We start from the raw sequence: 12,020 nt of genomic DNA on the forward strand, positions 1-12,020 counted from the left end.
CTATTGGGAGCCTATTTATCACTTTTATTCATCTTGTTTACATATAAATTTAATTGCATCAGCACTGTGCTTCTAGGTAATATCCCTTCAAAATAACCATCTTCTGTATCAACACAAAGAAAAGGATGGTTTACTAAGAGTCTAAGGCATGTTTGGATTGAAGCTGTAATCTTTACTCGTGGAACGGATACATTCATAACTTCTTCCACTCTTTTTTTTTCAAGTTGTTCAAATTCAATTCTTTCCATACCAAGTATCGAATCCATGATAATAGGCGTACTAATCAAGCCATGTAATTTATATTGGGGATCAAGTACAGGTATTGCTGTATATCCGCTTTTGGTTAAAACCAACAGCGCATGTTCAAGATTGTTACCAACTTGCACATGAGCAACGCGCTCCGAAGGAATCAATAATTTTCTAATATCTATTTCTAAAAATTCACCACTGTGAAGACTAATCATCGCCGAAACTCCTCAATGTTTGTTTTACCACATGTATATTCTACCATAATTTTCGGAGAACTGGTTTTTTTTATGAAAATGTATTAAATAAATCAGTTGCCTCTGTGACTTAAAAAAGATAGGAACCGTTATACGGTTCCTACTGAATTAGATCAAAAATTTCAATTGTAATCATGTCTACATTATCAAATTGATAACGCTTTGGCTTTTCCTTTTCATTATATATTTCTAATTCAAATGTTTCTGTTTTTGGATGAAATGTTACTTGACACTTTCTTTCGCCATTCACTTCGAAAAAGCGTTGTGCCGGTTCTCCTCCATTAGACTGGTCCTGAAGGTTTTTTAACCGTGTTAATATACCTTGAAGCTGTGACATATGCTCCGTCTCCTTTCAAACACAAGCAAACTTTCTACTTTTATGTTTCTCTTTTGTCATATTTCTATTCTGATGGATTTTTCCAATATCTTATCCACTTGTTAATATGCCAATATTAAAAGAATAAGATAACATACGTCATTTGTCCAAATAAAAATAAAAAAAATGACAAGTTTTTTTCATTATCGTAAAAAGGTAATTGCTACAAAGAGGATGATAAAAAGAACCAAAGCAAAAAAGATACCATATGACAGAAAAATCGGATTGCTCAAATATACATGTTTTTGTACTGGTTTAGGGATTTCAGTATCTATTTCTCCTTCAACCGCTTTTTGATGTCTTCCTACAGACAACGTATAGATAAGCGAAACCGCTAGAATTCCAACAATAACGATTGAGAGTGCATTAACAAATAGATTCATGAGCAATTTCTCCTTCATCAAGTTACAATTAAAATTCCACCTGATGAACGATTCTATACTTACTATGTTATAACAATTGGTCATTTTCAAATAAATACTGATTGGCAATATCAATAAACAAATAATCATTTCCATTTATCGGAATAGAAAATGTTCGAATGGTCTCACCAGTCTCAATATCACTATATAAATCAGATAATATTCCCTTACCTTCAACCCTCATTTTGAAAATATTTTCTAAAAAATATGGACGCCAGCTCCAATTTTTTTGGATATATTCCTTTTGGGTGTACCAACCGCTTTCACCCTTAAAAATATTCGATGATTTTTGAAATCCATCTTCATCACATACATACATTCGGAATGCAATTTGATCCATTTCTTTTACAAGTGAGACAAACAACTCTTCATAGTTTGCCTTCTTATTCTTTCCTAAAATATCCTGTACCTTAGTTTGAAAATATTCCGCAGCTGTATAAATCGCCACAAGCTTCCTTTTCTCATAGGCGATAAAGTCATGAAATTTTTCCTTAAGACGATCTTTTTGTAATTCTCGATCAATAAACGCTGCTGCCGGAGGGTGTAGATAAAACCCTTGATAATATCTCCCGCCATTTTTCCATGCAAATTGAAGCTGAAAGCTCATTTCTATATTTTCAAAAAGTAATGTGGCTCCAATTTTCCTTGCTAATAAAGATAGAGAAAATAATACATCTGTATAATTGACGGAGGTTGCATTTGATTTTAAAGCACCTAGATTAATTTTTATGATTTCAGGATTTAACTGACTGATTCGTTCAAGGAAATTCGTATCACTATCCATACTTGCAATTGCCACTTTAATACCATATGTCCGGTAATATTGTAATAAGTGATCTAATTGAGAAAAATCACCCTTATATTTCCCTTCAGAAATTTCAAGGACTATTCTCTTTAAATTCAATCCTCTTTTTTCAAAAGCCAAAAGTTCTTGTAGAAAAGGCTCACCATGTCGGTACATAAGTAAATCGGCATCACGATTCAGAAAAATACTAACATCATCTTCAAGCTCAAATGAAAGTTCTAATGCCTTTTGGACTAACAATTGATCCACTTCATACTTATATTCCTCTGGAATTTGATCATCAAGGAAAAAATTACCCAAACTGATGATGTTGCCTTCTGACCGATACCTGCCTAGAACTTCATAAGCAATAACTCGCTGCTGATCGGCACTAAAAATTGGTTGAAAATAAGGAATGACATTTTCAAGATCCGTTAGGATATCCAATGCATCCATTCAAGTACCCTCCGCAAAAAATATTTTCCTCATTATACCATACTCTTTATACAATACGCTTAACCTGGATAACTTGTTCTTTTTCAATCTGAAACCATCAAAGGCAACATGGAACTTCAAATGATAATAAAGGCAGCCAAAAAATAGGGCTGTTTTTATGAAATTATTGTCCAATTTAGAGTATGAAAAATTGAAGGCTTTTTTTGGTAGAATAATTCATTGCTTATCACTTGCAAAAATGACCATTATTAAAGAAAATACCAATGACCCTAATTTTTTTAGGCAAAAAATCAGAGATAGGTTGGTAGATGAATGATGCCCAATAAAATGCAAAGGAGAACTTTTTTGAAACGTACATTCGGTACCATTCTAACTGTTCTCGGTCTTGGTTCAGGCGGGTATTTCTATGCCAATCGTATTGAACCTTCACTACTTGAAATAAATAAACTTGATATCAAACATTCCTCCATTCCCACTAGCTTTAATGGGGTGAAAATTGTCCAATTTAGCGATACACATTTAGGTTTTCATTATAATTTACACCAATTAGAAAAATTAGTAAAAAAAATTAATCATTTTCAGCCCGACTTAATTTTTTTCACTGGAGATTTAATGGATGAACCTAATAAATATGAGGAGATAAATAAAATCGCTCCTATTTTACAACAGTTACATGCAACTATGGGCAAATATTGTATTTTTGGAAACCATGATCATGGTGGGTATGGTTCAGAAATCTATCGAAATATAATGGAATTATCTAATTTCACCGTACTTCTAAACGAATCCCGTCTTATAAGAAAAAATGATGGGAGTTATATATCACTACTAGGCATTGATGATCGTATGCTAGGAAAACCTGATCTGGCACAAGCAATGAAACAGGTACCAAAGAGCTCTTTTAAACTGCTTTTGTCACACGCTCCGGATGTTGCTGATGATGCCTCCACTTATCAGATTCATTGGCAGTTAAGCGGTCATAGCCATGGAGGTCAGGTGAAAATACCTTTTATTGGCGCACTTGTAGTCCCTCCTTTTGCACAAAATTACCCAGAGGGTTATTATGCCATAGGTGATAATAATGATTTGGAATTATATGTAAATAGGGGAATTGGTACAACTAGGCTCCCCTTTAGGTTTATGGCAAAACCCGAACTAACCGTCTTTACTTTAAACTCATTAGAATCAGATTAAAATCCTTACCATTGAATGGATAAGGATTTTTTAATTATTTTTTACAATAATGTTTTTACTTTCTTGTATTTCTATTTTACAATTAATAATAATAAAGATAGACAAATATCTAACATAAAAGGAGTAGCTATTTTGACTGATGACAAAAAAACCCCCTATACAAAAGAAAAGCTAACGATCGATAACCTCTCACAAGCTCTCTTTATTGTTAATCGCCATGCAAAAACAGCACCAAACCCCAAATTTCTATACAAATTAAAGCATGAAGCTTTAAAAAAATTACTTGAAGAAGGAAAAGCTAAAAAATTAGGACTTCATTTTTCAAAAAATCCCCGAAATAGTAAACAGCAATCGGATGTCCTCGTCGAATGTGGCCATTATACTTTTCATATACCACCAACAAAATCTGATTTTGCGGAGCTTCCTCATTTAGGGAAATTAGATGGAAGTGTTAGAAATCCAAAATCCTCACTCTCACTTAACTTCGCTAAAAATGTATTACAGACATATACCGGGATTATGGAAATCGAAGAACCACCTTCTAACCAACGAAAAAACCGTCCATATCAAAAGCCTATCTTTAAAAAATTAGGTGAGAGATATACGTAAAAATAGCTATTCAGTTTGGCTTTTCATTTTTTTGCTACAGCTTAATGATAATTTTGTGAACTCTTTTACTAGATGTAGACCTATTTGCCCTTCAAGCTTACAATACAAGCATAGTAAGAAAAAATAATAAAAGAGGTGCCTTAATCATGAAAGGAACAGCGATTCTTTTTCAGGAAAAAAGGATTACATTTATTGAAGATGTTGAACAATCAGTATTCGAAGAAATCAAAGGGCAATGTGGCTATGATCAATGCAGCTGCAAGCTTAACAATAAAATCGTTTCATTTGCTTCCGTTTCTCCTGTCTTCTGGCATGAAGATGAAGTTGATTGGGATTATGGTTATTGATTTTCACTATTTTGTTACTCCTTTGAGACAGCCTGGATGACTATCAGGCTGTTTTTTCATGCTTCACTATTGTAGATTATTTCAATAAATCTGTTTATAATCAAAGTTATTCATGACAGCAATGGAAGGATGAACAAGGGTGGAGCACTTAATTAATGCTAATGTTCAAAATATAGAGGTTTCAGGAATAAGAAAATTTTATAATATGGTTTCTCATATCGACGATGTTATTTCATTTACAATTGGTCAGCCAGATTTTCCAACACCTGAGCATGTGAAGCTAGCCGGTATTAAAGCAATCGAGGAAAATTTCACTTCCTATACACCCAATGCTGGAATCAGTGAATTACGAATTGCCGCGTGCAATTTTGTTAAAAAAAAGTATGGCCTTTCCTATGAACCAGAATCAGAAGTAATTGTAACAATTGGAGCAAGTCAAGCCATTGATATATCCTTCAGGACCATATTAACCGAAGGTTCTGAAGTAATCCTGCCGGCACCTATTTATCCAGGCTATGAACCCATAATACATATGTGCGGCGCAGTTCCCGTTCATGTCGATATACGGAATAATCAGTTCCGATTTACATTAGAAATGATTAAACCTTATATTTCCGATAAGACACGCTGTATTGTTTTACCATACCCATCTAATCCTACAGGCGTAAGCCTTACAGCTAACGAGTTAAAAGAAATTGCCGTATATTTAAAAGAACGAGAAATTTTTGTACTAGCCGACGAAATTTATAGCGAGTTACTCTATGATCAGCCTCATACTTCAATCGCTTCTTTTCTAAAGGAGAAGACAATTGTTATTAATGGATTATCAAAATCTCATTCGATGACTGGTTGGAGAATAGGCTTCCTCTTCGCACCTGAAAGTATTACAAAGCATATAGTAAAGGTGCACCAATATAATGTATCCTGTGTAAATTCGATTGCTCAGAAAGCAGCCTTAGAAGCATTAACTACTGGTATTGATGATGCAATCCCAATGAAAGAGGAATATTCCCTAAGACGGGACTATGTTTATAACCGCCTGACCGCAATGGGGTTAAATGTAATCAAACCTGATGGAGCATTTTATTTCTTTGTGAAAATCCCCGATTTTATCCCTTTGAATAGTTTTGATTTTGCTCTTGAGCTGGTTCATCAAGCAAAGGTAGCTGTGGTACCTGGAAGTGCATTCTCTGATTATGGTGAAGGGTTTTTTCGACTATCATTTGCCTGTTCACTTGAAACGTTAGAAAATGGGTTAAACCGAATGGAAAAATTTATCAACATGAAAAACCCTCACTCCTAAAAAGTGAGGGTTAACTTTACATTACTATCCGTTATATTTACCGTTATTTTTTGCAGCTTTTTCTTTTTTTGCTTTATCCTTATGGATTTTGTTTGTTGCTGCAGAGCCCATCTCATGAGCAAATTCTTCATTTAAGACTGCAGAGTCAAAACCCTTTTTGTTTTTTTGCTCTGGGTCATTCTTTTTATTTCGTTTAGCCATCAAGATTCCTCCTAATTTTACTTCTATCCTAGTTTTTGAAACCAGGAGGAATTTATACGAGTCGTATCAGGACTTCCAATATTTATAAAGTGCCTGGGTTCCACTATTTTCTTCGCCCATTTCCGCAAGTTGTTCATAAAGTGATTTCGCCAATGATAAACCTGGAACTTTCATTTCCATGTGCTCTGCTTCATCTATGGCAATTTTCATATCCTTAATAAAATGTTTTATGTAAAATCCTGGTTCAAAATTCCCATTTAGCATTCTTGGGGCGAGATTACTTAATGACCAGCTTCCTGCTGCACCAGTGGTAATACTTTTTAAAACTGATTCTGGGTCTAATCCAGCTTTTTCTGCATAAATGATTGCCTCACAGACACCAATCATATTAGAAGCTATCGCAATTTGATTACACATTTTTGTGTGCTGTCCTGCACCAGCTTTTCCTTGATACACGATGTTTGTTCCCAACAGATTAAGTAATGGTTTTATGGCTTCAAAGTCTTCTGCCTCTCCCCCAACCATAATAGACAGTTTCGCTTCCTTAGCACCGATGTCACCACCAGAGACAGGGGCATCGATAGCGTGAATGCCTTTCTCTTTTGCAGCTTTAGATATTTTCATGGCAAGTGATGGAGCTGATGTCGTCATATCGATGAGAAAGCTTCCCGGCTGACCATTGGAAACAAGTCCATTCTCTCCTAAATAAATTTCTTCCACATCAGATGGATAGCCTACCATGGTAATAATAATAGTAGCCTTCTTTGCCATTTCTCCTGGCGTTTTCACCCACTGTGCACCCTTATCTAATAGTTCTCCAGCTTTTTCTTTTGTCCTTGAATATAAAATTAGTTGATACCCTGCAGCCAATAAATTTCCTGCCATACTTTTTCCCATAACGCCAGTTCCAATAAATCCAATCACCGTATTTTCTGGTGTAAACAAATTAATCAATCCCCCGAAATATTATTTCCACATCTCAATTATATAATGGTTGACGCAAAAAAACCGGAACTAAGTACTTTCCGGTTATCGTGCTCAATCTCCAAATTTATGCACCTTTATAGTTTCTCCTAGATAAAATCGAATTAAACTATAAAATTTAAAGCTCTGACGAAAAATTTGTTAAGTAAACACGGCCAAATACTTCTTGATTATTGTATATTTCAATTGAAACCGCATTATTTTTTTCAATCATCTGTTGTAAATCATGTATGTGTATATCTTTTTGTAAGGGCAGTGGATCCATGAAAATATATTTTTCACTTTTGCCCTTTCCTTCTAAATATTCTCCATTTAAAAACTGATCTTCACCATAGACGATTTCCCGTTTACCAATTGCCGCAGCTAATTGATCATCGTGAATGGTTACTTTTACTTTATATAATTCTTGTCTATCTAAAATTTCATTATTAATCCTAAATCGAAATTGAATTTCGTTATTCTTCGTCAACAATGCATCTGCGTAACGGTTGACAATTAGTTCTTTTGACAGAGGAAACCCACATCCTGTAAGTGCGGTTCCTAAGATAAGCATACTGCTTAAGGCAAAAATCATTTTTATATTTCTACGCATCTTAAACACTCCTTTATGTTTCTACCTTAACCAATTGAAATTAGTAGTAAACGTAAATTGAGATGATTATTATAATAGCGAAGTTAAATAGCTTTAATCATACCTCCATCAACTAAAAACGAACTTCCTGTCATATAGGTATTTGCATCTGAAAGAAGGAATGCTGCAACGTTAGCAAATTCCTCTGGCGTCCCATATCGTTTAAGAGGAATAGCAGCTTTCATGGTTAATTCGACCTTTTCAATATCGACTCCCTGTTTTTCTGCATTAATTTGATCTAAGTGCTTAACACGGTCCGTTGCAATACGTCCAGGTGCTATTGTATTGATGAGGATATTATGTGGTGCGAATTCCGAAGCTAAAGTTTTGGAAAGTCCAACAATCCCTGTTCTAAAGGTGTTAGAAAGTATTAACCCAGGTATAGGTTCCTTTATCGATGATGATGCAATATTAAGGATTTTTCCTCCTTGCTGTTTTAAAAAAGGTAATGCTTCACGAATGACACGGACGTATGATAATAAATTTAGTTCAAATGAATTCTGCCAATCATCGTCTGTTAACTCCTCAAAGGACCCTGCTGGTGGACCACCTGCATTATTAATTAGTAATTGAAGACTGCCAAATACTTCGATTGTTTTTGAAACTAATTGTTTAATATCTTCTATTTTGGTTATATCTGTTTTTTGGAAAGCTACTTTACCAAGGCCTCTTGATTCTAACTCCCTAGCCTTCTCTTTGAGTTTTTCCTCATCACGGCCAGAAATCATTACATTGGTTCCTTCTGTTACTAACCGTTCAGCGATTGCATAGCCTAAGCCTTGGCTAGAAGCGATGACAAGCGCTGTTTTCCCGCTTAGATTCAAATCCATTCCAAACATCCCCCTTTAGATTATCTATACGTATTATACTAAAATTGCCTATAAAAAAGAGACAGTTTGCCCTGTCTCTTTAAAAAATCTTATTTTGTAGCCGCATTAACAGCTTCAATTACTTGGTCAGTTGTTTGCATATTTAAGACTTGTTGAGCCAAGTTTTCCATTTCAGCTTTGCTCAACTTCTTAATTTGTGAACGTGCTTTTAAGATGGAAGTTGCACTCATCGAAAATTCGTCTAATCCAAGACCAAGAAGAAGCGGAATCGCCGTTTCGTCTCCAGCCATTTCACCGCACATCCCTGCCCATTTTCCCTCTGCATGAGCAGCATCGATTACCATCTTCACTAAGCGGAGAATTGATGGACTATACGGCTGGTAAAGATAGGATACACGCTGATTCATCCGATCTGCAGCCATAGTATATTGAATTAAATCATTGGTTCCAATACTAAAGAAATCTACCTCTTTAGCAAATTGGTCAGCTAAAATAGCTGTTGAAGGGATTTCAACCATTATTCCCAGTTCAATACTGTCTGACAACTTTTGCCCAGAAGCTACGAGCTTTTGTTTTTCATCTTCTAAGATTGCCTTTGCTTCACGGAATTCGTCCAAGGTCGCAATCATTGGGAACATAATTTTTAAGTTACCATAACTGCTTGCTCTAAGAAGCGCTCGAAGCTGTGTGCGGAAGATATCCTGTTCTTCCAAACATAAACGAATAGCACGGAATCCTAGAAATGGATTAAGCTCTTTTGGTAATTGAAGATATGGAAGCTCTTTGTCGCCGCCGATGTCTAATGTACGAACAACAACCGGTTTCCCCTTCATCCCTTCTAAAACAGCTTTATACGCATCATACTGCTCTTCTTCAGTAGGAAGCTGGTCCCTGCCCATATAAAGAAATTCGGTTCGGTATAGACCTACACCTTCCCCACCGTTTTCAATTACTCCCTTTAAATCATTAGGAGTACCAATATTAGCTGCTAATTCAACATGATGGTCGTCCGCTGATAGTGTTTTCTCATTAACTAGCTTTGCCCATTCAGTCTTTTGTGCCTCATATTGTTCATGAATTTTTCGGTATTCCTCCACAAGTTCTGGAGTCGGGTTAATATGTACTTCACCTTTAAGACCATCAACAATCACTAAGTCACCATTATTGATTTCTTCGGTTGCTGTCCTTGTACCTACAACAGCAGGAATTTCCATAGAACGTGCCATAATCGCAGAATGGGATGTACGTCCGCCAATATCCGTTGTAAAACCTAAAACGTATTGACGGTTTAATTGAGCTGTATCTGAAGGTGTTAGATCCTCTGCCACAATGATTACTTCTTCTGCAATCATGCTTGGATTTACTAACTGAACACCAAGTAAATGTGACAAAATACGCTTTGTTACATCGCGGATATCAGCTGCACGTTCCTTCATATACTCATTGTCCATTTGTTCAAACATCATAACAAACATGTCAGCGGTTTCTTTTAATGCAGCTTCTGCATTTACTTTTTCTGACTGAATCTTATCTTCAATTGGTCCATTTAATTCTGGGTCAGTTAAAACAAGTAAATGTGCTTCAAAGATTGCAGCTTTATCTGCACCAAGCTCTATTTGGGCCTTATCACGAATTGCCTCAAGTTCTGTTTTTGATTTCTCAATTGCAGCCTTAAAACGATTTACTTCTACTGCTGCGTCTTGCACGGTTTGTTTTTCAAATGATAAATTTGGTTCTACTAACCGATAAGCCTTTGCAATAGCAATACCATTTGAAGCAGCAATTCCCTGTAAAAATGTCATTACTCTGCCAAACCTTCTTTTTTCAATAATTCTTCTAGACTTCTTAGAGCTTCTTCACTGTCACTGCCTTCAGCACTAATTGAAATATCAGCACCTTGTCCAATGCCTAAAGACATAACGCCCATAATGGATTTTAAATTTACTTTTTTAGCCTTATATTCTAAATGAATTTCTGAGTCAAACTTGCTCGCTGTTTGTACAAGTAATGTTGCTGGTCGAGCGTGAATCCCTGTATCAGCTATTACTTTAAATTGTCTTTCTGCCATGTTAAATCAAACTCCTTCTCATTAATGTAAAATGAAACTGGCAATTACATATCTAAACGTTAAAGTCAGATAAGTACTTATGAACTAATTGTAATATTTTCTCCCATAGAATAAGAAGTATGTAAATTGCCGGTATCAATTTATTACTAGAAACACATACATACAATTGCAAGGATACCATTTTCAATAAATACAGACAACCTATAACCCTTATTGAAAGCGAATTTTATCATCGACAAATCGATTTTTCGTAAAAAATACAAATTTTCAACTTCTAGGCACCTCTAAGTACTGATATAATACATCTCCACCCCTTTGACCGATTCCGCGAAAATGTTTAAAGTCCTCCCTTTTGACAAGAACTTGCCGAAATTCCATAAAATCTTCTTTTTTAACATAGTACTCTGAAAGATTTCCTGTTTTTAAATTTTCTAAGACATCATTAATATCCTGTTCATTCATTTTCTGCACCACCTCTATTACTATTTTATAATAAGCATCAAAATTGTGTAACCCATTAAGCCATTTTTGAAAAAACCCTCCAAAATGTAATCGATTACAACTTTTCTTCACTTTTCTTGAGAATTAACATAATTGTCAAATAAAACACTTTACGAATGGTAAAAATTAGTGCAAACTGTTATGTAAATATATATATATAGTTTGTCAAGCAAAGGAGAGAGACTAATTGAAGAAAGCAGAAGTAGGAAATATCATTGAATTCCGCGGCGGATTGAAAGGGATTGTAGAAAAGGTAAATGAAAACTCTGTAATAGTCGACCTAACGTTAATGGATAATTATCGAGATTTAGAATTGGACCAGCGGACCGTTGTTAACCATAAAAATTATAAGATTGTAAAAGAAAGCGCTTATTAATATTTAATAGCTTCGTAGAAAAGCGCAAGCGCCCTGGTCAGCAGCGTATGGCCTGGAGCGCTCCAACTGAGATAAAGGAAACACGAAGAGCCGGAGGCGATTCGATGTTGACTTATCGTAGGGCGGAGAGCGAAGGACACTAGCCGCTAGGGCGCTGGAGCTGGACAGTAAACTAAGTTCAAAAACTTATACTTTCTTATCTTTCTAGAAAAGGCAGCCAGTCGCGAGACTGCTGAAAAAGTCTCAATATAACCCTTGTAATGATTAAAGGAGGAGGAAACTCTTCCTTTTTCGTATGCATTGATTTAGTTGCTGAAGTAAAAATGATATTATTAGAGAAAGAAAACATTTAGAAAATGGGTGAAACTATGCTTCCTAAAAAAGAATTAGTGCTAAGTTCATACAGTGCACTTTATGATATATTGATCCCAGAAG

At 35.4% G+C, this 12,020-nt stretch carries 16 protein-coding genes; 5 read left to right on the top strand and 11 right to left on the bottom strand.

Annotated features, from left to right (window positions below; all coding sequences use genetic code 11):
• Positions 1 to 11 precede the first annotated feature (11 nt).
• The 4 genes from cbpB to BLR86_RS03205 form a co-directional block, all read right to left on the bottom strand.
• The gene (cbpB, locus tag BLR86_RS03190) at positions 12 to 464 is read right to left on the bottom strand and encodes a cyclic-di-AMP-binding protein CbpB (protein ID WP_090758186.1); all 453 of its coding nucleotides are present in this window, start codon (positions 462 to 464) and stop codon (positions 12 to 14) included.
• A 139-nt stretch (positions 465 to 603) separates the two neighbouring features.
• Positions 604 to 840: a YkuJ family protein gene (locus BLR86_RS03195; protein WP_090758187.1), complete on the bottom strand. Its 237-nt coding sequence runs from the start codon at positions 838 to 840 to the stop codon at positions 604 to 606.
• Between the two features lie 182 nt (positions 841 to 1,022).
• Positions 1,023 to 1,262 (bottom strand): hypothetical protein, encoded by a 240-nt coding sequence (locus BLR86_RS03200; protein WP_090758188.1) that lies wholly within the window; start codon positions 1,260 to 1,262, stop codon positions 1,023 to 1,025.
• A gap of 67 nt (positions 1,263 to 1,329) precedes the next feature.
• On the bottom strand, positions 1,330 to 2,541 hold the full coding sequence (locus tag BLR86_RS03205) for an EAL domain-containing protein (protein ID WP_090758189.1): 1,212 nt from the start codon (positions 2,539 to 2,541) through the stop codon (positions 1,330 to 1,332).
• Between the two features lie 315 nt (positions 2,542 to 2,856).
• On the opposite strand from BLR86_RS03205, the gene BLR86_RS03210 reads away from it, so the two are divergent.
• The 4 genes from BLR86_RS03210 to BLR86_RS03225 all read left to right on the top strand — a co-directional run bounded on the left by BLR86_RS03210 (position 2,857) and on the right by BLR86_RS03225 (position 5,994).
• Complete coding sequence (locus BLR86_RS03210) at positions 2,857 to 3,735, top strand: metallophosphoesterase (protein ID WP_090758265.1); 879 nt, start codon at positions 2,857 to 2,859, stop codon at positions 3,733 to 3,735.
• A 15-nt stretch (positions 3,736 to 3,750) separates the two neighbouring features.
• A complete protein-coding gene (locus BLR86_RS03215; protein ID WP_090758190.1) occupies positions 3,751 to 4,344 on the top strand; it encodes a YkyB family protein in 594 nt (197 codons plus the stop codon).
• Between the two features lie 146 nt (positions 4,345 to 4,490).
• Positions 4,491 to 4,691 carry a hypothetical protein gene (locus BLR86_RS03220; RefSeq protein ID WP_090758191.1) on the top strand — a complete coding sequence of 67 codons (201 nt, stop codon included), beginning with the start codon at positions 4,491 to 4,493 and terminating at the stop codon, positions 4,689 to 4,691.
• Positions 4,692 to 4,830: 139 nt separating this feature from the next.
• A complete protein-coding gene (locus BLR86_RS03225; RefSeq protein ID WP_090758192.1) occupies positions 4,831 to 5,994 on the top strand; it encodes an aminotransferase A in 1,164 nt (387 codons plus the stop codon).
• A 24-nt stretch (positions 5,995 to 6,018) separates the two neighbouring features.
• Here the strand turns inward: BLR86_RS03225 and BLR86_RS25890 are convergent, their stop codons facing one another.
• From BLR86_RS25890 to BLR86_RS03255, 7 genes are all read right to left on the bottom strand, one after another.
• Positions 6,019 to 6,195 carry a hypothetical protein gene (locus BLR86_RS25890; protein WP_175492768.1) on the bottom strand — a complete coding sequence of 59 codons (177 nt, stop codon included), beginning with the start codon at positions 6,193 to 6,195 and terminating at the stop codon, positions 6,019 to 6,021.
• A gap of 66 nt (positions 6,196 to 6,261) precedes the next feature.
• Positions 6,262 to 7,140, bottom strand: a complete 879-nt coding sequence (locus BLR86_RS03230; protein WP_090758193.1) for an NAD(P)-dependent oxidoreductase — start codon at positions 7,138 to 7,140, stop codon at positions 6,262 to 6,264.
• A gap of 157 nt (positions 7,141 to 7,297) precedes the next feature.
• Positions 7,298 to 7,771, bottom strand: a complete 474-nt coding sequence (locus BLR86_RS03235; RefSeq protein ID WP_090758194.1) for a hypothetical protein — start codon at positions 7,769 to 7,771, stop codon at positions 7,298 to 7,300.
• Between the two features lie 83 nt (positions 7,772 to 7,854).
• A complete protein-coding gene (locus BLR86_RS03240; RefSeq protein ID WP_090758195.1) occupies positions 7,855 to 8,640 on the bottom strand; it encodes an SDR family oxidoreductase in 786 nt (261 codons plus the stop codon).
• Between the two features lie 89 nt (positions 8,641 to 8,729).
• Positions 8,730 to 10,442 (bottom strand): phosphoenolpyruvate--protein phosphotransferase, encoded by a 1,713-nt coding sequence (ptsP, locus tag BLR86_RS03245; RefSeq protein WP_090758196.1) that lies wholly within the window; start codon positions 10,440 to 10,442, stop codon positions 8,730 to 8,732.
• Positions 10,442 to 10,708, bottom strand: a complete 267-nt coding sequence (locus BLR86_RS03250) for a phosphocarrier protein HPr (RefSeq protein WP_090758197.1) — start codon at positions 10,706 to 10,708, stop codon at positions 10,442 to 10,444. The genes ptsP and BLR86_RS03250 overlap by 1 nt, the downstream gene beginning before the upstream one ends.
• A gap of 267 nt (positions 10,709 to 10,975) precedes the next feature.
• A complete protein-coding gene (locus BLR86_RS03255) occupies positions 10,976 to 11,170 on the bottom strand; it encodes a hypothetical protein (RefSeq protein WP_090758198.1) in 195 nt (64 codons plus the stop codon).
• 226 nt (positions 11,171 to 11,396) lie between these two features.
• On the opposite strand from BLR86_RS03255, the gene BLR86_RS03260 reads away from it, so the two are divergent.
• The gene (locus tag BLR86_RS03260; protein ID WP_090758199.1) at positions 11,397 to 11,585 is read left to right on the top strand and encodes a YkvS family protein; all 189 of its coding nucleotides are present in this window, start codon (positions 11,397 to 11,399) and stop codon (positions 11,583 to 11,585) included.
• Positions 11,586 to 12,020 lie beyond the last annotated feature (435 nt).

The sequence above is a fragment of the Bacillus sp. OK048 genome, from assembly GCF_900103525.1.
GTDB lineage: Bacteria > Bacillota > Bacilli > Bacillales > Cytobacillaceae > Neobacillus.

Coding starts and splice junctions, on each gene's coding strand:
- ptsP (WP_090758196.1), bottom strand. CDS start 10,442: ATGACATTTTTACAGGGAATTGCTGCTTCAAATGGTATTGCTATTGCA.
- BLR86_RS03200 (WP_090758188.1), bottom strand. CDS start 1,262: ATGAATCTATTTGTTAATGCACTCTCAATCGTTATTGTTGGAATTCTA.
- cbpB (WP_090758186.1), bottom strand. CDS start 464: ATGATTAGTCTTCACAGTGGTGAATTTTTAGAAATAGATATTAGAAAA.
- BLR86_RS03240 (WP_090758195.1), bottom strand. CDS start 8,640: ATGGATTTGAATCTAAGCGGGAAAACAGCGCTTGTCATCGCTTCTAGC.
- BLR86_RS03205 (WP_090758189.1), bottom strand. CDS start 2,541: ATGGATGCATTGGATATCCTAACGGATCTTGAAAATGTCATTCCTTAT.
- BLR86_RS03220 (WP_090758191.1), top strand. CDS start 4,491: ATGAAAGGAACAGCGATTCTTTTTCAGGAAAAAAGGATTACATTTATT.
- BLR86_RS03255 (WP_090758198.1), bottom strand. CDS start 11,170: ATGAATGAACAGGATATTAATGATGTCTTAGAAAATTTAAAAACAGGA.
- BLR86_RS03215 (WP_090758190.1), top strand. CDS start 3,751: ATGGATAAGGATTTTTTAATTATTTTTTACAATAATGTTTTTACTTTC.
- BLR86_RS03235 (WP_090758194.1), bottom strand. CDS start 7,771: ATGCGTAGAAATATAAAAATGATTTTTGCCTTAAGCAGTATGCTTATC.
- BLR86_RS03195 (WP_090758187.1), bottom strand. CDS start 840: ATGTCACAGCTTCAAGGTATATTAACACGGTTAAAAAACCTTCAGGAC.
- BLR86_RS25890 (WP_175492768.1), bottom strand. CDS start 6,195: ATGGCTAAACGAAATAAAAAGAATGACCCAGAGCAAAAAAACAAAAAG.
- BLR86_RS03210 (WP_090758265.1), top strand. CDS start 2,857: ATGCCCAATAAAATGCAAAGGAGAACTTTTTTGAAACGTACATTCGGT.
- BLR86_RS03250 (WP_090758197.1), bottom strand. CDS start 10,708: ATGGCAGAAAGACAATTTAAAGTAATAGCTGATACAGGGATTCACGCT.